Source organism: Aeromicrobium sp. P5_D10 (assembly GCF_054049535.1).
The window spans coordinates 435,372-457,295 of the sequence record NZ_JBFUME010000006.1; the positions used below are offsets into that span (position 1 = coordinate 435,372).

The 21,924-nt window shown below is 65.2% G+C and carries 21 protein-coding genes, 4 tRNA genes and 2 riboswitches; of the genes, 16 read left to right on the forward strand and 9 right to left on the reverse strand.

Going from position 1 to position 21,924, the window contains the following annotated elements:
• Nucleotides 1–122 precede the first annotated feature (122 nt).
• Nucleotides 123–1,259, forward strand: a complete 1,137-nt coding sequence (locus ACXJKC_RS14670; RefSeq protein WP_456697476.1) for a magnesium and cobalt transport protein CorA — start codon at nt 123–125, stop codon at nt 1,257–1,259.
• Between the two features lie 23 nt (nt 1,260–1,282).
• On the opposite strand, the gene ACXJKC_RS14675 is transcribed toward ACXJKC_RS14670, so the two are convergent.
• The 4 genes from ACXJKC_RS14675 to ACXJKC_RS14690 all read right to left on the reverse strand — a co-directional run bounded on the left by ACXJKC_RS14675 (nt 1,283) and on the right by ACXJKC_RS14690 (nt 2,330).
• Entirely contained in the window at nt 1,283–1,960 is a 678-nt protein-coding gene (locus ACXJKC_RS14675) for a hypothetical protein (RefSeq protein WP_456697477.1), read from the reverse strand.
• Between the two features lie 106 nt (nt 1,961–2,066).
• Nucleotides 2,067–2,140: transfer RNA gene (locus ACXJKC_RS14680), tRNA-Val, on the reverse strand.
• 20 nt (nt 2,141–2,160) lie between these two features.
• A tRNA-Cys gene (locus ACXJKC_RS14685) sits at nt 2,161–2,231 on the reverse strand.
• Between the two features lie 27 nt (nt 2,232–2,258).
• Nucleotides 2,259–2,330 (reverse strand) — tRNA-Gly (locus ACXJKC_RS14690).
• A gap of 83 nt (nt 2,331–2,413) precedes the next feature.
• Here ACXJKC_RS14690 and ACXJKC_RS14695 point away from each other — a divergent pair.
• The 4 genes from ACXJKC_RS14695 to ACXJKC_RS14710 all read left to right on the forward strand — a co-directional run bounded on the left by ACXJKC_RS14695 (nt 2,414) and on the right by ACXJKC_RS14710 (nt 5,386).
• Nucleotides 2,414–3,247: an aminotransferase class IV gene (locus ACXJKC_RS14695; RefSeq protein ID WP_456697478.1), complete on the forward strand. Its 834-nt coding sequence runs from the start codon at nt 2,414–2,416 to the stop codon at nt 3,245–3,247.
• 55 nt (nt 3,248–3,302) lie between these two features.
• Nucleotides 3,303–3,374: transfer RNA gene (locus ACXJKC_RS14700), tRNA-Val, on the forward strand.
• Nucleotides 3,375–3,475: 101 nt separating this feature from the next.
• The gene (locus ACXJKC_RS14705) at nt 3,476–3,982 is read left to right on the forward strand and encodes a DinB family protein (protein ID WP_456697479.1); all 507 of its coding nucleotides are present in this window, start codon (nt 3,476–3,478) and stop codon (nt 3,980–3,982) included.
• Between the two features lie 123 nt (nt 3,983–4,105).
• The gene (locus tag ACXJKC_RS14710; RefSeq protein ID WP_456697480.1) at nt 4,106–5,386 is read left to right on the forward strand and encodes a hypothetical protein; all 1,281 of its coding nucleotides are present in this window, start codon (nt 4,106–4,108) and stop codon (nt 5,384–5,386) included.
• Nucleotides 5,387–5,404: 18 nt separating this feature from the next.
• Here ACXJKC_RS14710 and ACXJKC_RS14715 read toward each other — a convergent pair whose 3' ends face one another.
• A complete protein-coding gene (locus tag ACXJKC_RS14715; protein WP_456697481.1) occupies nt 5,405–5,737 on the reverse strand; it encodes a YciI family protein in 333 nt (110 codons plus the stop codon).
• 67 nt (nt 5,738–5,804) lie between these two features.
• Here ACXJKC_RS14715 and ACXJKC_RS14720 point away from each other — a divergent pair, with 67 nt between their 5' ends.
• Nucleotides 5,805–6,245: a hypothetical protein gene (locus tag ACXJKC_RS14720; protein ID WP_456697482.1), complete on the forward strand. Its 441-nt coding sequence runs from the start codon at nt 5,805–5,807 to the stop codon at nt 6,243–6,245.
• Nucleotides 6,246–6,299: 54 nt separating this feature from the next.
• Here ACXJKC_RS14720 and ACXJKC_RS14725 read toward each other — a convergent pair whose 3' ends face one another.
• Complete coding sequence (locus ACXJKC_RS14725; RefSeq protein ID WP_456697483.1) at nt 6,300–6,752, reverse strand: C40 family peptidase; 453 nt, start codon at nt 6,750–6,752, stop codon at nt 6,300–6,302.
• Between the two features lie 272 nt (nt 6,753–7,024).
• Nucleotides 7,025–7,810: an enoyl-CoA hydratase-related protein gene (locus tag ACXJKC_RS14730; RefSeq protein WP_456697484.1), complete on the reverse strand. Its 786-nt coding sequence runs from the start codon at nt 7,808–7,810 to the stop codon at nt 7,025–7,027.
• A 133-nt stretch (nt 7,811–7,943) separates the two neighbouring features.
• On the opposite strand from ACXJKC_RS14730, the gene ACXJKC_RS14735 reads away from it, so the two are divergent.
• The 6 genes from ACXJKC_RS14735 to cobM all read left to right on the forward strand — a co-directional run bounded on the left by ACXJKC_RS14735 (nt 7,944) and on the right by cobM (nt 13,263).
• A complete protein-coding gene (locus tag ACXJKC_RS14735; RefSeq protein ID WP_456697485.1) occupies nt 7,944–8,501 on the forward strand; it encodes a SigE family RNA polymerase sigma factor in 558 nt (185 codons plus the stop codon).
• On the forward strand, nt 8,498–9,172 hold the full coding sequence (locus ACXJKC_RS14740) for a hypothetical protein (RefSeq protein ID WP_456697486.1): 675 nt from the start codon (nt 8,498–8,500) through the stop codon (nt 9,170–9,172). The genes ACXJKC_RS14735 and ACXJKC_RS14740 overlap by 4 nt, the downstream gene beginning before the upstream one ends.
• 33 nt (nt 9,173–9,205) lie before the next feature.
• Nucleotides 9,206–9,400: riboswitch (cobalamin riboswitch) on the forward strand.
• A gap of 56 nt (nt 9,401–9,456) precedes the next feature.
• Nucleotides 9,457–10,302: a nitrite reductase gene (locus ACXJKC_RS14745; RefSeq protein WP_456697487.1), complete on the forward strand. Its 846-nt coding sequence runs from the start codon at nt 9,457–9,459 to the stop codon at nt 10,300–10,302.
• Entirely contained in the window at nt 10,299–10,964 is a 666-nt protein-coding gene (locus tag ACXJKC_RS14750; RefSeq protein ID WP_456697488.1) for a precorrin-8X methylmutase, read from the forward strand. Before ACXJKC_RS14745 ends, ACXJKC_RS14750 begins: the two co-directional genes overlap by 4 nt.
• Nucleotides 10,961–12,493: a precorrin-2 C(20)-methyltransferase gene (locus ACXJKC_RS14755; RefSeq protein WP_456697489.1), complete on the forward strand. Its 1,533-nt coding sequence runs from the start codon at nt 10,961–10,963 to the stop codon at nt 12,491–12,493. The genes ACXJKC_RS14750 and ACXJKC_RS14755 overlap by 4 nt, the downstream gene beginning before the upstream one ends.
• Entirely contained in the window at nt 12,490–13,263 is a 774-nt protein-coding gene (cobM, locus tag ACXJKC_RS14760; RefSeq protein ID WP_456697490.1) for a precorrin-4 C(11)-methyltransferase, read from the forward strand. The genes ACXJKC_RS14755 and cobM overlap by 4 nt, the downstream gene beginning before the upstream one ends.
• Here the strand turns inward: cobM and cbiE are convergent.
• A complete protein-coding gene (gene cbiE, locus ACXJKC_RS14765) occupies nt 13,232–14,458 on the reverse strand; it encodes a precorrin-6y C5,15-methyltransferase (decarboxylating) subunit CbiE (RefSeq protein ID WP_456697491.1) in 1,227 nt (408 codons plus the stop codon). The two genes, cobM and cbiE, sit on opposite strands and share 32 nt — an antisense overlap.
• A 29-nt stretch (nt 14,459–14,487) precedes the next feature.
• A riboswitch (cobalamin riboswitch) is annotated at nt 14,488–14,636 on the forward strand.
• 61 nt (nt 14,637–14,697) lie between these two features.
• On the opposite strand from cbiE, the gene ACXJKC_RS14770 reads away from it, so the two are divergent.
• The 4 genes from ACXJKC_RS14770 to ACXJKC_RS14785 are packed head-to-tail and all read left to right on the forward strand — an operon-like array spanning nt 14,698 to nt 20,748.
• On the forward strand, nt 14,698–16,767 hold the full coding sequence (locus tag ACXJKC_RS14770) for a magnesium chelatase subunit D family protein (protein WP_456697503.1): 2,070 nt from the start codon (nt 14,698–14,700) through the stop codon (nt 16,765–16,767).
• Nucleotides 16,767–17,381, forward strand: a complete 615-nt coding sequence (gene cobO, locus ACXJKC_RS14775) for a cob(I)yrinic acid a,c-diamide adenosyltransferase (protein WP_456697492.1) — start codon at nt 16,767–16,769, stop codon at nt 17,379–17,381. The genes ACXJKC_RS14770 and cobO overlap by 1 nt, the downstream gene beginning before the upstream one ends.
• A gap of 8 nt (nt 17,382–17,389) precedes the next feature.
• Nucleotides 17,390–19,777 carry a cobyrinate a,c-diamide synthase gene (locus tag ACXJKC_RS14780; protein WP_456697493.1) on the forward strand — a complete coding sequence of 796 codons (2,388 nt, stop codon included), beginning with the start codon at nt 17,390–17,392 and terminating at the stop codon, nt 19,775–19,777.
• Nucleotides 19,774–20,748 carry a cobalamin biosynthesis protein gene (locus ACXJKC_RS14785; RefSeq protein ID WP_456697494.1) on the forward strand — a complete coding sequence of 325 codons (975 nt, stop codon included), beginning with the start codon at nt 19,774–19,776 and terminating at the stop codon, nt 20,746–20,748. The genes ACXJKC_RS14780 and ACXJKC_RS14785 overlap by 4 nt, the downstream gene beginning before the upstream one ends.
• 351 nt (nt 20,749–21,099) lie before the next feature.
• Here ACXJKC_RS14785 and ACXJKC_RS14790 read toward each other — a convergent pair.
• A partial coding sequence (locus ACXJKC_RS14790) for a DUF222 domain-containing protein (RefSeq protein WP_456697495.1) occupies nt 21,100–21,924 on the reverse strand: 825 nt, incomplete at its 5' end.

The window sequence follows — 21,924 nt, forward strand, 5'->3', positions numbered from 1 at the left end:
TGAGTCCGTATCCGAATTGCAGTTCATCGCTCATCACCTCGCCACATCGAGTCGATAGGCATCGCCGGTAGCTCGCGGTGCGTCCTCGAGGTGTGGTCCTCGAACGCTCTGGGAGATCCCTCATGTCCTTTCCTCGTCTCCGCCGTGCCATCAGGCTGCATCAGGAAACCGCCACCACGCCGCCCGTCAGCGCCACGACCGGGCGCCCCACCTCTGTCGATGTCATGTCACGCGACGACGGTTTGAGCATCGTCGACAATGCGATCTACGTCGACGGGTTCCGCGCTGAGAACCCAGCGAGCCTCGATGAGACCTATGAGCTGCTCGAAAAGCGCAGCGGCATGGCGTGGATCGGCCTGTACCGGCCGAGCGAGGCGGAGATCCGCTCGGTCGCCAAGGAATTCGATCTGCACGAGTTGGCGGTCGACGACGCTATCGCGGCCCACCAGCGGCCAAAGCTCGAACGCTACGGCGCGACCTTGTTCGCGGTGCTCCGTCCGGCGCGGTACGTCGATGCGACCGAGAAGGTGGAGTTCGGCGAGCTTCACGTCTTCATCGGAAAGAGCTTCGTCGTGACGGTCAGGCATGCGGAGTCGCCAGACCTGCGCCGGGTCCGTCGCCGTCTGGAGCAGTCGCCGGAGCTCTTGTGCGCGGGGCCGGAGGCGATCCTCTACGCGATCTTGGACCAGGTCGTCGACGAGTACATCCCCGTCCTCGCGGGCTTGGAGAACGACATCGACGAGATCGAGGACCAGCTCTTCAACGGTGACCCGGATGTGTCGCGGCGTATCTACGAGCTTTCGCGTGAGGTCATCGAGTTCCAGCGGGCGACCCGCCCCCTACTCGGGATGCTGGCGGCGCTGGAGGGCGGATTAGACAAATATGCCGTCGAGATCGAACTGCAGCGGCGCCTGCGCGACGTCCACGATCACGTCATCCGAGCGGTGGAACGGGCCGATGCCTTCCGTGCGCTGCTCCAGAACGCCCTGAGCGTGCAGAGCACCCTCGTGGGTCAGCGTCAGAACGAGGAGATGCGGCATCTGACCGAGGCGAGTCTGGAGCAGAACGAAGAGGTCAAGAAGATCTCCGCATGGGCCGCGATCCTGTTCGCGCCGACGCTGGTCGGCACGGTCTACGGGATGAACTTCGAGTCGATGCCGGAGCTGGGCTGGACGATCGGCTACCCCATGGCATTGGGCGCGATGGTCGTGACCAGCGGGGTGCTGTTCGCGGTGTTCAAACGGCGGCATTGGCTGTGAGGCCCAGGCCCGTGGGCGCTCGCTTACTCGATCGCGGTGACGGTGACTTTCTGGGACGTGATCTTGGCGGCGCCATGAAAGCTATCTGCGTGGGCTGCGAAGGCTGAAGGATGTCCGACATCGCCGGCTTCCGCAATCGCATGCCAGACGGCTTGACCTGAGCTGGTTTGCTTCCTGGGCTCCAGATTGAATGAGCCCCCGTCAAAAGTGATCACGGCTACCACCTTGCGACCCTTGCGTGCAGGTGTGAAGGTGCCAGTCACCTTGATGACTTCACCTACACGCGGCGTCGGGTTGGAGACCTTGATTGTCGCTGTCTGCTCGACGACCTTGATCCTCTTGGTCGGTCCAGTGATGCGTTTGTACGTCTTTCCCTTGATCGAGGTCTTCGGTGCGACCACGCGGAAGTCTCGGTCGACCTTGGTGCGGCCGGTGAACTTGTATGCCCCGGCCGCCGAGGTCCGGTCGGTATCGGTCGTCTTCCACTTTCCAGCTGACTTGAACTGTAAGTAGGTCTTTCGCTTGACCGAGGTGCCGAGTTTGCCGGTGACAGCGAACTTCTCGTTGATGATCGGCTTGGCCGGCGTCGCGCGGACAGTATTCTTCGCGGCCGCTTCGGCCGGCATGATCGAGGTGGCGGCCAAGCCGGTAGCGATGACGCTCGCTGCCAACGCAGTTGTGGTGAGGCGCTTGAAGTTCACGTGATCCCTTGGATCTGAGTGGATCGGTCGCGGTGATGCTACGCGACCGGGGGAGCAGGATGAGAGAAATAGCAAAAACCCCCGGTTTCCCGAGGGTTTTTGATTGTGGGCGATACAGGACTTGAACCTGTGACCTCTTCCGTGTCAGGGAAGCGCGCTACCAGACTGCGCCAATCGCCCGTGCTTATTCAGTTATGTCGAGGTGGGTACGGGATTTGAACCCGTGTAAACGGATTTGCAGTCCGTTGCCTCGCCTCTCGGCCAACCCACCGCAGGATGGGTTTAGAGACCCTCTCCGAGCGGACAACGAGATTCGAACTCGCGACCCTCACCTTGGCAAGGTGATGCTCTACCACTGAGCTATGTCCGCACTGGCTCCGCTTGGCGGGCCGAAAAGAACATTAGCCGATCCTTGCAGAGGCGCCAACAGGGGGGTCCGCGTAGCGTGGAGGCATGAGAACTTGGCTCAATGGACGTCTGCTGAAATCTCCCGAGGAACCGACGATTTCGCCGTTGGACCACGGCATGATCGTCGGCGACGGGGTGTTCGAGACGATCAAAATCGAGCGTCAGGAGCCGTTCGCGCTGACCCGTCACCTCGACCGTCTCGAGCGATCCGCGAAGGGGCTCGGTATCGGCGCACCCGACGTAGGCGCCATCCGCGAGGGGATCGCGGCGACGATGGAAGGGCAGGAGCTCGAGTTCGGACGCATCCGCGTCACCGTGACGTCAGGCATCGGCCCGTTGGGGTCACCCCGAGGCAGCGCAGGTCTGACACAGGTCGTCATCACCGAGCCTGTCACCCGCCCGCCGTCGACAACGACGATCCTCACAGTGCCCTGGCCGCGCAATGAGCGCGGAGCGGTGTCAGGTCTGAAGACGACCTCGTACGCCGAGAACGCCCTGATGATCGAGCACGCGCATGCCCGAGGCGCGTCGGAGGCGGTCATGCCCAACACCCTCGGGATGCTGTGCGAGGGCACCGGCTCCAACATCATGTACGTCGTGGGGGAGCGGCTCATCACCCCCACGCTCGAGGCAGGACCGCTCGCCGGTGTGACCCGTGCGTTGGTGCTCGAATGGTGTGCCGGCGAGCTCGACGTCGTTGAGCAGGACGCTCCGATCGACGTCCTGCAGACGGCCGACGAGGTGATCCTGGTCGGCACGACCCGCGACGTCCAGGCGATCTCCAAGGTCGACGGTCGCGAGCTGCCGGCACCGGGGCCGATCACGCTGAAAGTCCAGGAGATATGGGCACGCGAAACCGCCAAGGGCATCGATCCGTGATGTACCGGCTCGCAGTCGCGTGACACGATGAGCTAGAGTTTCGGTCGCACGACACGGGCGATTGGCGCAGTGGTAGCGCGCTTCGTTCACACCGAAGAGGTCACTGGTTCGAACCCAGTATCGCCCACCGTGACTAGCAACAGCTCCAGGATCTGCGGAACGCAGAACTTGGAGCTGTTTGGTCCAGGACGGTGAAGTTGCGGATTGAGTGCATGAGATGGTGTGCGCATGGACCAGAGGTGCCCCGACTGCCAATACGATTACGGGACGCTGAACTGTCTCGACGCGCCGTCGGTGCTGCGCCGTGAGGCTCGGGTTCTTGCCGAGACCTTGACCACCGGGCAGCAACGGCCGTCCATTCCCGACGGGACCTGGACTGCGGTTCAGTACGCCGGGCATGTCCGTGACGTGCTCGTTGTGACGCGAGAACGAACACTGAACGCCCGTCACGAAAACGGCGTCGAGGTGGTTCCGATGGGACGAGACGAGCGTGTGGCTTGGGGTGAGTACGAGAACCTGACGCTGGCCGGGGCCGCAGGTGAGGTCGTCTTGGTCGCAGACTGGCTCGCACACACATGGGAACAGCTTTCGGCCTCCGAGTGGACCCGGACGATGCTCTACAACTACCCCGAGCCTCGGACTCGTCGGCTGTCGTGGGTGGCCACCCACACGGTTCACGAGGTCGTGCATCATCGAGGCGACATTCAGGGACTGACCAGCGACCTCCGAGGGTGAGCTCATGGCCAAGGTCGCTGCCAGGCTTTGCGCTGAGTCTGTAGCGTCGCGGGTGCTGGGAGTCGGCCGGCCGAGGCCGCGACACGGAGGGGACGTCTGCCACCAATGGATATGTACGACGAGATGATCGAAACTGCCCTTAGATCGCGCCTCGGCGACGACGTCGCCAAGGCGTTGCTCAGCAAGATCAACAGCTATTCGAACTTCCCGAATGCGGTCAAGGGCACAGCCAAGACGACCGGCGCGCCGGACGTCGAACTGGCAGCGCTTGCCGTGGTCGAGGACGAAGCACTCATCACCGACTTTGACTCCCAGAAGTTTTGGGCGCTGTTGACTCTGGCCGCTCGCGCGGACATCAGTGTCGTGGATCGAATCGCCGGCAAGGTCGGCGATCTGGAATACGCGCAAAGGCTCCTGCGGACGATCCAGCGGGCCGCGGCCAAACACGCGGCAGGCGCGGCCGGCGACGCTTCACGTGCACCGTCGCAAGGCAGCGCCCAGACAGAACTCCAACCGCCGCAGAAGGCTTCGGAGGTCAAGGCATGGTTGGCTGCCCATCCAGACTCTGACGTCGCCGTCCTGGCGCCGTACGTGGGCCAGAAGGCCGCAGCGCGAGTCGCCGCTATTCGAGCTCTCGGTGCACTCGGGACGCCGCGCGCGTTGGAAGTGCTCGGTCAGTACGCAGAAGACAGCTATCCCGACGCGGTGCTCAAAGAACTGCACCAGGCATGGAGACGCTTCGACCGCCGAGAATTCGCCGCCAAAATGTTCCGGCAGGCGCCGTACACCCTCGATCTCGGTCTCGCGCCCAGTATCGAAGGGATCGGGGCGGTACGAGGTCTGACAAGCCTCGATGTGGTGCTCACGGGCGGGGCGGATCTCTCGCCTCTTGCCGAATGTACCGAACTGCGCACGCTCCGAATCGGTGCCGAGGGCTCTCCGGGCCTCCTTGGGGTTGGGCCGCTCCTCAACCTGCACGAGTTGACCGAGCTGCACCTGACTCGTAACACCCGCCACGCCGACCTGACGCCCCTCACCAAGCTCGGTGTGCGACGGCTCCGTCTGGATCTGGGAGGCGCGGACGGCTCATTCCTGCTGCGTATGCCGCAGCTGGAGAGGCTGCTGATTTCTGGCGACGAGGCCTGGGATGAGGACGTCGCATCGGAGGCGGCGACGAAGGGGGAGCGCCAGGCTCTCGCCGATGTCGCGATTGCGCTGGTTCGCAAGGGCGTCCGAGTCGTGGTCTACAAACATCAACGCGCCTGGGTGACCGGGCTGCTGGAGCAGGCCCATGAGGCCGCGGATATTTTCACTCATGAAGAGAGCGGCTATGTCGGCCTCACGCATGACGAATCGGCGCTTGACCAACTCGGGAAAGATCTTTTCTGGAACCTGGTGCCCTAGACGCCTTGGCCGCCGGAGCTAGCTCGCCGGGTCGTAACCGAACTCGCGCAGTTCCTGTGGGCAGCGGCATGCGGCCGCGATCTTGCTCGCCCACTCCACTGCGTCCTCGCGCGTCGGCAGTTCCAAGACCGCGAATCCGCCATCGAGTTCGGTCTCGACCTCGGTACCCACTGATCCATCTGCGGACACCAGGACCGGAGCAATCGAATCGTCGATCCCGCCACCGAACACATAGACGCCGGCGGCCTTCGCTTCCTCGATCACGGCATGTGACTCGGCCACGACGATCGGAAACTCCTCGTCGGTCAGCACCATGGCTTCACTGGGAAACGAGATGAGGTACTTGGTCATGGCACGATCGTGCCCTCTCGGGGACACGGACGGCAAGCGTTGTGCCATCATCTGCGACGTGAAGCCAATGACATCTCGATGGTTCCCCCATCACAGCGGCAATGACCGACTAGCACTGGCGATCTTGATTCCTGTGGTCGTCGGCCTGTCCGCATGTCTGGTGGTCATCTGCCTGCGAGCAGACTTCCCGTCGTCGCTGTGGGTGTCGGTCGGTGGCATCATCACGGCTGCGTGCGGCATGGGCGGGGTCATCGCCTCGGCCATGGTGCGCAGGTCGCTCGTGGGTGTGTCATCACAAGTGATCGACGCGGCCGGCAGCATCTTGACCGTGACCGGCGCCGTGTTGACCTTCGTCGGCTTCTGGCAGGCTGCCAAGAGGCCGGCGGAGGAGTGGGATCTCGGTGCGATGCCGACCGACGGTTTCATCGCGCTGATCGCCCTCCTGAGTGTCCTGTCAGCGCTGCTGCTGTTCATGGCCGGCGCGATAGGTTCGCGCAGGACGCTGTGAACTGCGAACGCCCCGCCGCAAGCACATCCTGGCGGGGCGTTCGAGGTCTGTGAGCTAGAAGCGGCGGACCTTGTAGCCGCTGGTCCAGATCTTTTCCTTCTTCACGGGCTTGCCCGGACGACTCGCGTGCCAGATCTTGCCCTTACCGGCGTAGATGCCGACGTGGTACGCGTAACCGCCGTCGTAGAACACGATCAGATCGCCGCGTCGCTTGTCGCCCTTCTTGACCTTCTTGCCCTTCTTGGCCTGGTCACCGGCGATGCGAGGGATCTTTTTGTGGATCGCCTTCTTGAAGACGTACTGGGTGTAGCCGGAGCAGTCGAAGCCCTTCGGCGTCGTCCCGCCCCACTTGTACGGGCTGCCCTTGAGCGCGGCCGCCTTCTTGATCACTTTGTTGGTCTTGGACTTGCTGAGCGCCGAAGCCGAGGTCGACGTCGAGCCGATGACGAGCCCTGACATCAGGACGGCTGCAAGCAGGGCGATGAGTGCCCGGTTGATACTGCGCATATTTCCCTCGATATGCCTACGAGATGGGAGTCTGTCGGACCTGAGAGTGGCCCCAAGCGCAGGTTGCGCGGAAAATGACTGTCCCGTTCCGCCCCTGATGCTGGAGTGACGCACGCGGGGGCAGATTCGGCTCGCGTGCGGTGGGCTTCCATGACATGAAGCCACCTGATAGTACGCAGACCCTGAGGGGCTCGGCCGTCTGACCCACCCGTTCACCGTTGTAAAAGTGGTGAAGGTCACACGAATCGGGCTGATTTCCGACGATAACCCGGTTACTTGGCCCCGCCGGAGATACTTTCGCGCAGGGCCCGGACGGTCCGGACGAACTCGGGTTCGCCGACCGACCAGCGTTGAGCGGCGGTCTCCAGCGCCAACGCTTCGGCATGCGTGGGAACTTCGCGGGCGGACCTCAACGTGCCGATCAGGCGTTCGACGAGGGGACGGCCGACCGTCGCGATGCGCTGGGCGAAGGAGATCGCGTGTGCCACGAGCTCATCGCCGGGAACCACCCGGAGCACCAACCCGTCAGCTTCGGCTCCGGCGGCGTCCCACTGATCTCCGAACAGCACTGCAGCAGTAGCCCGTTGATCACCCACCGCACGGGCAAGCAGCCAGGTGTGGCCGCCTCCCGGGTGCAGACGCAGATCGGTGAACCGGGTGTCGAACTTGGCCCGATCACCCGCGAGGCGGATATCGCAGGCAAGAGCAAGGTTCATGCCGGCACCCACGGCCGGTCCATTGACTGCTGCGATGGTGGGCAGAGGCGATCGCAACACCCGCAGGAATCCGTCATAGACGGTGTCGACGCCGGTGAAGTCGCCGTTCACCGAATCCTCCAGGACGCGAAGCTCCGCGCCAGCGCAGAATGCTCGCCCGCGCCCGGTGATGACAGCGCAATTGACTTCTGGTCGCGACTCGGCCAGATCGAAGGCCTGCCCGATCGCGGCGACCATCGCGTCGTTCAACGGATTGCGATGATCCGAATCATCGAGTGTGATGACGGCGACGTTGTCGTGGAACGAGAGCTCAACCGGGCCCAGGTCGGCGGTGTTGGTCATGTGGGTCCTTTGCATGTTGTCGACGCCCAGGAGACTACTGGCACCGGATTCGCTTCCGGACGGAAGTTCGGTGTCGATGCAACCTCGACGTGGTCGTCATCCGTCATAGGGGCATGAGATCAAAGGAAAGCGTATGAAATCTTCGCGCGACGAGGAGTTTCATGCCTATGTGCTGGCTCGTCGTGCTGAGCTGCTGCGTACCGCGACGCTTCTGACGGCAGGTGATCAGCATCTGGCCGAAGACATCGTGCAGTCGACCTTGACCCGGCTCTATTTGTCGTGGCCGCTGTTCCAGAAGGCGACCAAGCCTGAAGGGTACGTCCGTCGTGCGCTGGCCAATGCGTTGATGGACGAGCACCGCCGACCGTGGCGGCGCCGCGAACGCACATTGTCCGTGATGCCGGAGCGCCAGTCGGGGGAACCCGACGCGGGGTCGCAGAGAATCGATGCCCTGCACGAAGCGATGGGCAATCTGCCACCGCGTATGCGGGCTGCGCTGGTCTACCGGTACTTCCACGATATGAGCGTCGCCGACACAGCCGATGCACTGAACTGCTCGCACGGAACCGTGAAAAGCCAGACGTCACGGGCGCTCGACCAACTACGTGACGTCCTGGATGTCACGGCCCCCAGGACCCCCGAACCGCCGGCCGTCGCGCTGGCAACACCGATCACCAGGAGCTTGTCATGACCGATCTTCGTACGCTGATGCATGAGGCCGCCGGGCTGTCCCACGATCCGACCCCCTCGGTCGCCGATGCCGACCTGGCCCGCGCCCGCCGAGTCATGCGCCGACGCCGTGCCGGCCGGTTCGGCGTCGGGTCGACGTTGGTGGCGGCCGCCGCGATAGGGACCTTCGCGATCTTGGCCCCGACCGCGTCACCGACCGATCCGGATGCGCCGGGAATCACAGCTGCCGCACCGCCGCAGTCAGGTTCTGCCATTGAGCTGGTGTCGTACAGCGGCAAGCAGCCGACGGGCTACGTCCTCGACATGGTTCCGGCCGGTTGGCAGATCAGGGATGACACTCGCGGGCTGCTCACCTTGGCGCCGAAAGATGCTGAACAAGGCGATGTGGTGGAAGGCATGACGAGTCTTGAGGGCACGATTGCGGTTTCCACACAGTCCGACACCGGCGTGCCGAGCGGCGTCAAGCTGGACCGCGTCCAAGTAGGAGACCAGGAGGGAGTCATCGCGCACATGAAGGGCGCCGGTGACACCCGCACGCTGTTTGTCGAGCAAGCATCAGGGACGTTCCTGGTCATCCAAGTCTGGGACGGTCTCGGCTGGGGAAATCAGCAGATCGCCAACTTCGCGGAATCGGTACACATCACGAACGATGCCGTGCCCAGCGTCGGCTGAGCGGACGGTGCCGCCATCGGTCCGTAACGGCGGGGTTATGCTGGGCGCGCCAGTTTCTCCACCTCGTGGAGTCAGGGAATCCGGTGAGAATCCGGAGCTGACGCGCAGCGGTGAGGGTGACGGGCCAGCACGCGGCTCTTGAGTCGCAGCCACTGGACACACGTCCGGGAAGGCGCTTCGGCCCGCGTGATCCCGAGTCCGAAGACCTGCTGGCCCTAGCGGCAACCGCCGCCAGGTCACAGGCGGCCTCGCGGACGGGCCCGGAGACCAGATGGGTTGGCGCGATGTCTTCCAACCGCAGCCGTGCGGATCGGTGCCCGGGAGCGCTGCGCCCGTGGCGCGCAGACGACGGCATGCTGGTGCGTCTACGCCTGATCGGCGGGCATGTCGCGACGTCCTCGCTAGAAGCGCTCGCGGACGTGGCCGGGACTTACGGCGACGGTCGAGTCCACCTGACGTCGCGGGCCAATCTCCAACTGCGTGGCCTGCCACAGGCGGAGGACGGGCTTCCGGCAGAAGTGATATCCGCACTTGAGAGCACCGGACTGTTGCCGAGCCGCAGCCACGAGCTGATACGCAATGTGATGGTCTCGCCCCAGACCGGGTTGGCGGGCGGACGCGCGGATCTGCGTGGGAGCGCCGTGGAACTCGATCAGCGGCTACTGTCATCGCCGCGTTTGGCCGACCTGCCCGGACGGTTCCTGTTCGTGCTCGACGACGGGCGTGGGGATCTGATCGACCGCAGTTGCGATCTCGGACTCGTCGCGATCGACCACGAACTCGTACAGCTTCGAGTCGGCTCCGGCTGGAGCGAGGTCATCTCGTTGGATGCGGCGGCAGCGCGCCTCGTCGAACTCGCTGAGCAGTTCGTCGAACGACGGGGAACTGGAGCCACCGCGGCGTGGCACGTCGCCGAGCTCACTGAACCACTGACGACGTCCGCTCTCCCAGACATGCGGATCCCGCCGCCGTCGCAACCGCTTCCCTACGGTGACGTCCCGGGAGGCCGGCACCAAGCTGTCACCGAGGCCGGACTCGATCGGATGACGATCCACGCACTGACCAGCTCCGCTCCTGGCGTGATCATCACGCCGTGGCGCGGCGTTCTCGTTCCTGAGGAGCAGCCATGACCGAACTGAAGCGTCCATCGCGTCACTACGCCTATATCGATCGTGGCCCGGCGATCTACGACGACTCATTTGCCATGATCCGGCGCGAAGCAGACCTGTCGTTGGTTCCGCCCAACGCCGAGAAGCTTGCGGTACGGATGATCCACGGCAGCGGCCAAGTCGACCTGGTGGGCGATCTCGTGGTCGATGATCGACTTGTGCCTGCCGCACGTACCGCGCTGCGTGCCGGGGCGCCGATCCTGTGCGATGCGACGATGGTGGTCAAAGGCGTGACGCGCAGCCGGTTGCCGGCAGACAACGCTGTGCTGTGCATGCTGAACGAGGCGCAGGTCCCCGCCCTCGCCGAACAGTGGAGGACGACCCGCACTGCGGCGGCCGTCTCACTGTGGGAGCCGCACTTGGACGGCGCGGTCGTCGCCATCGGAAATGCGCCGACTGCACTGTTCCACCTGCTGGAGATGCTGATCGACGGAGCACCGCGTCCGGCAGCGATTGTGGCTTGTCCGGTGGGATTCATCGGTGCGGCCGAGTCCAAACACGCGATGACGACCTTCGCGGACGACCATGGCATCGACATCCCGTTCGTCACTGTGTTGGGACGCCGCGGAGGATCGGCCATGACCTCTTCAGCCCTCAACGCTCTTGCCCAGGAGAAGGAATGACCGGTCACTTCTACGGCGTCGGCGTCGGCCCCGGCGATCCCGAGCTCATCACGCGCAAGGCCGCCCGGCTCATCGAGAATGCCGACGTCATCGCGTATCACGCTGGTGTCGGCAAGGAGTCGAATGCGCGCCGCATCGCCGCTGAGCTGTTCCCAGGCGGTGTCATCGAGGAGCAGTTGACGTATCCCGTCACGACCGGGAGCACCGACCATGTGGGCGGTTACGTCGGCGCACTGGCGCAGTTCTACGAAGAATCGGCGCAGCGTCTGGCCGTCCATCTAGACCAGGGCCGTTCGGTCGTCCTGCTGTCTGAGGGCGATCCACTGTTCTATGGCTCCTACATGTACATGCACGATCGCCTGGCTGACCGGTTTCCCACCGAGATCGTGCCTGGTGTGCCGGCCTTCCTGGCGGCTACGGCGACGACCGCATCACCGCTGGTGCGCCAGACCGATGTGCTCACAGTGCTGCCCGGGACGCTGCCTGAAGCGGAGCTGGCCCGCCGGCTTGCCGATACCGACGCGGCGATCATCATGAAGCTCGGCCGGACGTTCCCCGCCGTTCGCCGGGCGCTGGAGGCGGCAGGACGACTCGATGACGCGCTGTACGTCGAACGTGCGTCGATGCCCGAAGAGCTCTGGCAACCCGTCGCCCAGGTCGATGCCGCGTCGGTGCCGTATTTCTCGCTGATCGTGCTGACCGGCGACTCGCGGCACGGCTCACGGTCGCGAGCGGCTGCCGAATCGCCGGTGACGGAGGTCCAGGCATCGGCTGAGCGGCCCGAAGTACTGGTCGTCGGCCTAGGCCCCGGCCCGGATCATTGGCTGACTCCGGAGGCCACGCAGGTACTCGCGGAGGTCGACCACGTCGTCGGTTACGGGCCGTACGTCAACCGGGTACCGCAACGTGTGGGGCTGACTCGGCACGCCTCTGGCAACACCGTCGAGGTCGATCGTGCCCGTCTGGCGTTGGATCTGGCGCTGGCCGGTGACAAGGTCGCGGTCGTATCTGGGGGAGACGCGGGTGTGTTCGGTATGGCATCGGCCGTGTTCGAGGCGGCCGAAGACGTGGCCTATCGCGGTGTCGCGATCCGGGTGATACCGGGGGTCAGCGCCGTGCAGGCGGTCGCCGCGAGGGCGGGGGCGCCGATCGGCGGTGACTTCGCTGTCGTCTCGTTGTCCGACCGGCTCAAGCCCTGGGACGTTGTGGAGAAACGGCTCCGTGCCATCGCGGAGGCCGATCTCGTGCTGGCGATCTACAACCCCGCCTCACGATCGCGTACCCAGCAGATCTTCACGGCGCGCGATGTCTTGCTGGAGCACCGCAAGCCCGACACCGTCGTGATCGTCGGCCGCGATATCGGTCGCGCGGAGGAGTCGCTGACCGTCACGACGCTGGGCGAACTCGACCCGGCCAGCATCGACATGCTGTGTTTGATCATCGTCGGTGCCGAGGGCACTCGGGTCAGTCCGGCCGGCGTGTGGACGCCACGATTCGTGGGGACCGAGTTCGTGGAAGGCAGCCGATGACAGTGCATTTTGTCGGGGCCGGCCCAGGAGCGGCCGATCTGTTGACCGTCCGGGCCACCAAGCTGCTGGCGAGCGCCGACGTCGTGCTGTACCCCGGCACCTATCTCGACCCCGACGTCCTGAGCCATGTCGCGGCAGACGCGGTGCTGATCGACACCCAGAGTCTGGACCTCGACCAGATTACGGCGCATCTTGTCGCCGCCCACGCCAACGGGCACGACGTCGTGCGCCTGGCTTCGGGAGATCTGTCGATCTACTCCGCACTGGCCGAGCAGACCCGCCGCCTGGATGCGGCAGACGTTCCATGGGATGTCACGCCGGGCGTCCCCGCCTACGCAGCTGCGGCGGCGGCGGTGGGCCGAGAACTGACGGTGCCGCATGTGGCCCAGTCAGTCGTGTTGACCCGGGTACAGGCACGATCGACTGCCATGCCGGCGACCGAGAGCCTCGCTCATTTCGCGGCCTCCAGGGCCACCCTCGCACTGCATCTGGCCATCACCAGGATCCGTGAGGTCATGGCCGAACTTGAGACCGACTACGGGCAGCAGTGCCCTGTCATCGTGGTCTACCGGGCCAGCCAGCCCGAGCAGCAGATTCTACGTGGGACGGTGTCGACGATCGCCGACAGTGTCGAGGCTGCCGGTCTACGTCAGGCCGCTGTGATCCTGGTCGGACACGCACTGTCGCCCGAGACAGGCGGCGAGTCCTATCTTTACGCGCCGTCGCGGTCGCGCAGACTCAAGCGGGCAGCGTCAGGAACCACTGAGTGACGGTGCGGGCGGGGGTCCAGCCGGTGAACCCGCCCAGGGGTGACGCCGTCTCGATCGTGAGGCGAGTCAGCTCTCCGCCGTGCGTGCGATAGGCCTCGGCGAGGGCCTGTTCGGTCTCGAGCGTCACGCCGTGGACGACGATGCGTCCGCCGGGCGTGAGCGCGGCGAGGCAGGTTTCGATGACGCCGGGCGCGGTGGCCCCACCACCGATGAACACGGCATCGGGGCGGCGGAGACCCGACAGGGCCTCTGGCGCCCGTCCGGTCACGACATGCAGATCGGGAACGCCGAGCCGGGAGGCATTGCGTCCGATGCGGCCAGCGCGGTCGGCGTCTGATTCGACAGCGGTGGTCGAACAGCTCGGATGAGCCCGCATCCACTCGATGCCGACTGATCCGGCGCCACCGCCGACGTCCCACAGGTGTTCGCCGGGCGTCGGAGACAGACGCGCCAAAGCCGAAGCGCGGATATCGCGTTTGGTCAGCTGGCCGTCGTTGTCGAAGACGTCGTCGGGCAGTCCTGTCGTCCAGCCCATCTTGCGCGGGCCCGACAGCTCGATTCCGATGATGTTGAGCCGGGGAGCCGTATCGCACCAGGCTTGGGCGCTGGCGGTGACATGCGTTTCCTCCGCTGAGCCGAGGTTGCCGAGGACTTGCAGGGTGCTGTCGCCGTAGTCGGTCTCGACGAGGAGTGCAGCGATCCGTCCGGGGGTGTCCTGATCTGACGACAGCACGATCAGACGTCGACCCGGCGCCAGTTCGCGCAGGATTCGGGCCGGGTCACGTCCTACGACGCTGACCACGACACAGGACTCGGACGACCAGCCGAGCCGGGCCCGTGCCAAGGACACCGAGGAGACAGCGGGGTGCACTGTCACGTGATCGGCTCCCAGAAGATCGATCAGTGTCGTGCCGATGCCAGAAATCAGAGGATCGCCGGAGGCAAGCGCAACGACCGGTCCGCTCACGAGATCCGCGATGAACGGGGCGAGCTGCTCGCGAAGGGGCGAAGGCCAGGTCTCGCGGCGCTGCCCGGTGACTGACGGAACCATCGACAGATGACGTCCGCCGCCGATCAGCACTGCGGCTCCGAGGACGATTCGTCGATGCGCCTGGGGCAGATCGTCCCAGCCGCCCGCGCCGATGCCGATGACGCTCAGAGATGTCGAAGCAGAGGGGGGATCGGTGGCCAACATTGCTCGCCACGCTATCGTCATGAGCGGCACGAGGTGCCCCAAGGGTCCAGGCATCGGAAACGGTGCGGAAGATCTGAGGGGAGAATCTGGGAAGTCGGTGAGAGTCCGACACAGGCCCGCTGCGGTGAGTCAGGCCCCTGCAATCTGGGGGACTTGATAAGTCCGAAGACCGGCCCCGCGCCTGACCACAGTTTCGGCGTAATCAGCCGACGGCGAATCGAGCGGGAGCCTCCATGCCACTGCAATATCCCTTTTCTGCCGTACTCGGCTGTCAGAGCGATGCGCTCGACGACATGGGCCTGGCCCTGATCCTCAATGCGGTCTCGCCCCACATCGGCGGCGTCCTGGTGCGTGGCGAGAAGGGTACGGCGAAGTCGACCACGGTGCGGGCCATGACCGGGGTCCTCCCGCCGGTCGAGGTGTTCGCCGCGGACCGGTTCTCGATCGATCCGGCCGACGCTGCCGGGGCCTCACCCGACGGCCCGTTCGCATCCGATCACCCGACGACGGTGAGGCCCGCCCGGCTGGTCGAACTGCCGGTCGGAGCGACCGAGGACCGGGTGCTGGGTTCGATCCAGCTGGAACGAGCGCTCTCGCACGGCAAGGTCGAATACGAACCCGGTCTGCTTGCCGCGGCGCATCGCGGCCTGCTCTATGTCGACGAGGTCAACCTGCTTCACGACCACCTGGTCGACGTGCTTCTCGATTCGGCGGCAATGGGCCGAGTGACGGTCGAGCGTGACGGCGTTTCGCTCGAGTACGCCTCGCGGTTCGTGCTGATCGGGACGATGAACCCCGAGGAAGGTGAGCTACGGCCGCAGCTGCTCGACCGTTTCGGTCTGACGGTCGAGGTGTCGGCGGTGCGTGAGCCTCACCTGCGGGCCGAGGTCGTACGCCGACGGATGAGCTTCGATCTGGACCCCGCTGCATTCGTCAAACAGTTCGAGGCCGCTGATCACGCGTTGACCGAGCGGATCGACGCAGCTCGGGCTCGGTTGCCGTTCGTGGAACTCACCGACGCGGCGCTGTTGAAGATCGCAGAAGTGTGCGCGGCATTCGAGGTCGACGGTCTGCGCGCCGATATCGTGACCGCCCGAACCGCTGTCGCCCACGCTGCCTGGAACGGACGGGACGAGGTGGCACGCGAAGACATCCGCCGCGCAGCGTTGTTGGCACTGCCGCACCGTCGGCGTCGTAATCCGTTCGACGCTCCGGGCCTCGATGAGGAGTTGCTCGACCAGATCCTGGGTGATGAGGAACTCCCTCCTGAACCGCCGCCGGAGCCCGAACCGGAACCGGAGCCTGAGCCCTCGCCACCGGGTGAGAGCGAGGATGGGGGCGATCAGCCTGACGGTCCTAGTGACGACTCTGCACCGGCCGAACCTCAAGATGCTCCGGCCCAGCAGCCTGCGCCGCCTACCAGTGCGAGCAACGAATCGGTCGTCTCTGCCAGCACACCTGCCTGGCGGCCCAAAGCGCTGACGGTACGCGGAACCGGCCACGGAGCCGCGGGACGGCGCAGCCGCGCCATCACCTCGCATGGACGGCGGGTTGGGGTGACCCAAGAACCGTCAGGTTCGCTGCACCTGGTCGAGACGCTGATGGCCGCGGCCGGCAAGCAGGCCGATCGTCAACAGAACGGAAAGGTCGCACTGCACGCCGAGGACCTGCGGTTCGCAGTGCGCGAAGGTCGCGAATCCAATCTCGTGCTGTTTTGCGTCGACACGTCAGGCTCCATGGCGGCCCGTAAGCGGATGACCGAGGTCAAGACCGCGATTCTCGCGCTGCTGCTCGATGCCTATCGGCGCCGAGACAAGGTCGGTCTTGTGACCTTCCGTGGCCTGGGCGCCGAGGTCGCTCTGCCGCCGACACAGTCCGTCGACATCGCGGCCGCACGGCTCGACGAGTTGCCTGCCGGTGGTCGTACGCCCGTCGCAGAAGGCCTGCTCGAGGCAGCCCGGGTGATCAGGCGCGAGAGCCTGCGCGATCCCAGCCGGCGTCCACTGCTCATCGTCGTGACGGACGGTCGTGCCACCGGAGGCACTGACGCGGTCGCTCGATCGCGTCAGGCAGCCGACGAGATCGCAGCACTCGGCGTCACGACGGTCGTGATCGACAGCGAGCGTGGTCCGATGCGACTCGGACTGGCAGTCGCACTCGCCGAACGTATGGGCGCCGAATACCTGCCAGTTGACGATGTGAGCGCGGAGACGCTGCATCAGTCGGTCCAGGCTCACATCGGTCAACCGCACAGTGGCCAACCGCACAGTGGCCAACCGCACAGTGGCCACGAACGAGGAGCAGCCTGATGCCGCAGGGACAACCGGTTGCCGTGCCCGCCGACGGTCTGACCACCCGGCAACGCCGCAATCGTCCGCTTCTGGCGGTGCATACGGGCGATGGCAAGGGCAAGTCCACCGCGGCCTTCGGGCTGGGGCTCCGCAGCTGGAACCAGGGTCTGAAGATCGGCGTGTTCCAGTTCGTCAAGTCGGCCAAGTGGCGCATCGGTGAGCAGACCGTGCTGGAACGACTCGGCCAACTGCACGAGCAGACTGGCGAGGGCGGTCCGATCGAATGGCACAAGATGGGCGCCGGCTGGTCATGGACCCGGAAGCAGGGCGATGCCGAGGATCACGCGGTTGCCGCCGCTGAGGGCTGGCAGGAGATCAAACGTCGTCTGGCCGACGAGACCCACGACCTGTTGATCCTCGACGAGTTCACCTACCCGATCAACTGGGGCTGGGTCGATGTCGACGACGTCGTCGAGACGCTGGTCAACCGTCCCGGATTCCAACACGTGGTGATCACTGGGCGAAGGGCCGATCCCAAGCTCATCGAGCTCGCGGATCTCGTGACCGAGATGACCAAGGTCAAGCACCCGATGGATGCGGGGCAGAAGGGCCAGAGAGGCATCGAGTGGTGACTCCGCCTGTGACGGTTCTGCCTCGTCTGGTGATTGCCGCACCGAGCACCGGACAGGGCAAGACCACGGTGGCGACGGGCCTGATGGCGGCGCTACGTCACGCGGGCCATGAGGTCAGCGGCCACAAGGTAGGTCCCGATTACATCGATCCGGGCTACCACTCGATTGCTTCGGGTCGGCCAGGCCGGAACCTCGATCCGCACCTCGTGGGGGAGGACCGCATCGTCCCCCTGCTGTTGCACGGAGCCGCTAGCCCTGTGCCTGCAGACATTGCGATCATCGAAGGCGTCATGGGTCTGCATGACGGGCAGATAGGCACCGACGGCTTCTCCTCGACCGCTCACGTCGCCAAGCTGACGTCGAGCCCGGTGGTACTGGTCATCGACGTAGCCCGGATGTCGCGCTCAGCAGGAGCCATCGCGGCGGGAATGACTGCGTACGACCGCGAGGTGTCCGTTGCCGGAGTCGTGCTCAACCGGGTCGGATCGTCGCGCAATGAACACGAGATCCGCCGGTCGATGGATCGCGTCGGGCTTCCGGTCCTGGGTGTGCTGCCGCGCGATGACGCATTCTCGACGCCGTCGCGTCACCTAGGTCTGCTGCCGGCTGCTGAACGTTCCGGTGCCGAGGAACTCGTCGATCGGCTTGGCCTGGCGGTAGCTCAGCACCTGGATCTGAGCGTGCTCCTCGACGTCGCGCGTGAGGCGCCCGGCCTCGACGGCGCTGCCTGGCAACCCGGGGAGCAGGTGCACGCGATCGGCGACGACCGACCGGTCGTTGCCATGGCCGGGGGGCAGGCCTTCACGTTCCACTACGCGGAGACGGCAGAGTTGCTCACCGCAGCGGGTTGCCGGGTCGTGACGTTCGACCCTTTGTCGGACCAGCAGCTACCTTTCGGCACGAGAGCCATCTATCTGGGGGGTGGCTTCCCGGAGGTGCATGCGGCCGAGCTGGCAGCCAACTCCAGCTTGATGGCTGATGTCCGAGCTGCGGTGGCGCAAGGGATTCCGACGGTCGCCGAGTGCGCTGGACTGTTGTATCTGTCCGACTCCCTCGACGGTGTCGGCATGGCCGGGGTGTTGCCAGCTGACGCGGCGATGTCCGAACGCCTGACACTGCGGTATCCGTCCGCCGTCGCGCCGTCGGACTCCTTGCTGACCCGCGCCGGCGAGCGGGTGACGGGCCACGAGTTTCATCGGACCGCCACGACGCCGGTTCATGGTGGTCGACCGGCGTGGGAGATCGACGGTGAGCCGACAGGATTCACCGGCGATAACTGGCATGCGTCCTATCTTCACGTGCACTGGGCCGGACACCCGCACCTCGCCCAGCGGTTCGCAGATGCGGCCCATCGAGCCGAAGTCTTCACTTCGCCCGGACGTGAGGAGAACGGCGATCCGTTGCTGCACCACGGCGACGTGGAGGCGACGTCGGGTCTGCTCGACTTCGCGGTCAACGTCTACGCAGGGGAACGTCCTGCGTGGCTGAGTCAAGCCCTGCACGATGCGATCGATGACTCACACTCATATCCCGATGCAGCCCCGGCTCGCCGCGCGCTTGCTGCGCTGCATGGACGGGCGACCAGCGAGGTGCTGCCGACGTCCGGCGCCGCCGAGGCTTTCACTCTGGTGGCAGGCATGCGGCCGTGGAAGCGTCCTGTCGTGGTCCACCCACAGTTCACCGAACCACATGCCGCATTGGAGCGAGCCGGCTGCTCTGTGAGTTCCGTGCTGTGCGATCCGAGGGATGACTTCGCGCTCGACTCGGACGCTGTGCCGGCCGACGCCGACCTGGTCGTGATCGGCAATCCGATGAATCCGACCGGCGTCCTGCATCCTGCAGAGCAGATCCTGGCACTGCGACGCCCTGGCCGCGTGATCGTCGTCGACGAGGCATTCATGGATGCGGTGGCAGGTGAGACTGAGTCGCTGGCCGGGACGACCTTGGACGGTGTGATCGTGATCCGGAGTCTGACCAAGCACTGGTCGATGCCCGGTATCCGGGCTGGATACGTGGTCGGTGACCGTGTGCTGGTGACTGAGTTGGCCGGGCAACAGACCCCGTGGTCGGTATCGACGCCGGCGATCGCCGCGATGACGGCATGCTCGGGGGAGCAAGCGGTGCGGGAGGCCCAGGTTCGCGCCGCGACCATCGGTGACTGGCGTGAGCTGCTGGAGTCAGGACTGTCGGATCGCGACATCAGGTTCGTGCCCTCGGCAGCGTCATATGTGCTGGCGCAGGTCGGTGAAGGCGTGCACGGTGCGTTGCGTGCCGAGGGCGTCGCGGTACGCCGCGCTGACACATTTCCGGGGCTGGACAAGAGTTGGGTTCGGATCGCGGTGCGCGATGAGGCTACGACCGAACGCCTGTTGACGGCGCTGGACCTGGTGCTGTGAAGGCCCGCGCTGCGGGACTCGCCTTGGGGTTCCTGGCCGATCGGCTGTTCGGCGATCCGCGACGCTTCCACCCGGTCGCGGGATTCGGTCAGGTCGCGTCGCGGCTTGAGTGCCGGTCGTACGCGGACTCGCGGTCACGCGGCGTCGCGCATTGCGCAAGCCTGGTCGGTGCGGCGGCCTTGACGGGGCTCGTCGCTGAACGGGCCAGCGGTCGCAGGGGCAGGATCGCTGTGGTCGCGCTGTCGACGTGGGCTGTGCTGGGTGGACGTTCGCTGGAGCGTGAGGCGCTCGCAGTGCATGGCCATCTCGATCGCGACGATCTGCCGGGCGCCCGGCAACGGTTGACACATCTCGTGGGCCGTGACACCTCAGAGCTGGACGAGTCAGAAGTGTCGCGGGCTGTCATCGAATCGCTTGCCGAGAATTCTTCAGATGCGGTCGTGGCGCCGCTGCTCTGGGGTGCCGTAGCCGGCGTTCCGGGCCTGCTGGCCTATCGGGCGGCCAACACCCTTGACGCGATGGTGGGCCACCACAATCAGCGATATGAGAACTTCGGCTGGGCATCGGCGCGACTGGACGACCTGATGAATCTGCCCGGTTCTCGGTTGGCCGGTCTGTTGACGATCGTGGCCGTGCCGAGCCGCGGACGCGAGGCGTGGCAGACCTGGCGGCGTGATGCGGCGAGTCATCCGAGTCCCAACGGGGGAGTCGTCGAGTCGACATTTGCGGGAGCGCTCGGAATCCGGTTGGGCGGCATCAATCAGTACTACGGCAATCGCATCGAGCACCGGGCCGTCATGGGCTCAGGACACGCAGCGCGACCGGCCGACATCATCCGCGCGGTGATGATCGCCCGACGGGTTGAGCTTGGGGCAGCTGTGGTGGGGAGTGCTGTCAGCCTCAGTGTGGCGCGGCGTCGCTTTGGGCCTCGAAAGGATCGGCTACCTTCGTCCCATGCAGCGCGAGTCTGAGTGGATCAACCTGAATGATGGACCGGCAGTCAGAATCTACCCTCGGGGCGGACTGAAGCTCGTTCGCTTCTCGGGTCTGGATTCGTGGACATCGATTCTTCCAGGGTTGTTCGGAATCGTCGGGCTCATCAGCAACAAGCTCATTTTCCGCGGACGGTGGATGGTGGAATTGCGAACTTCCGCACACACCGACGCGGTTGGCGAAGATGGCGCACGCTTCATCGTCGATGACCGTGCGGAGGCGGAGCAGTGCCTTGTTGAGGTAACAGCTTGGCTGAGGTCTCATCCGACTCTTGCCGGATTTACTCCCCGGACCGGGAGTAGGGCCTGAAGCTTTCCTGCCCGGTGCGTTTAGGCGGCGCGGGGTTGTTGTTGGGTGTATCTGGCGTGTCGGCGGGGTTTTTGTTGGGGGTCGATGTGTGGGGGTGGGATGACTTCGACGATGCCGTCAGCGGCTTTGCGGGCGGTCCATTGGCCTTCGTGGAGTTTGAAATGATGGCCCTTCGACAGGCTCAGGGACCGGACCAACGGGGCGGCGTTGTCGAGGTCGGTGGGTCCGTTTTCGGACCAGAAGTCCAAGTGGTGGGCTTCGCACCACGCTGGGGGCCTGTTGCATCCTGCCCAGACGCAGCCGCCGTCGTGAACGGCGAGCGCGAGCCTCTGGTGGCGGTCGAAGAGTCGGCGGGTCATGCCGTGGTCGATGACCTGGGAGTCTGAGTCCAGGTACAAGGCGACGAGGTGTGCATTGCAGGCCATCCGTTGGGCTTTGGCCGCTGACACATCGGTACCGGAGGTGGTGGTCGCGGTGCCTTGGCCGGTGCGCAGGTCATCGATATCGATCGTGACGGCGACCGTGGCGGCGAGGCCACCGGCCATGGGCAACGCCCCGGTGGGCAAATGGTTGATGAGTTCGATGAACGCGTGGCCCAATTTGTGGTCGCGGGGCAGGTTGGTGAAGTCATCAATATCCATGCCGTACTTCTGGGCGTTGAGCGTGTTGCGGCGTGGGGCGATGATTCCTTCGATCGCCGCCCGCAGGGTGTCGGCGTCGGCGGTCGGGATCGTGAACGTCCCCCGGGTGGTTCCATCACCGCGGCGGCTCATTTTCAGCCGGGTCGCGTTCCAGGCTTTTTCTTCTTCGGCACGCAGCTTCTTGCCGAGTTCTTCGTCCGCCCC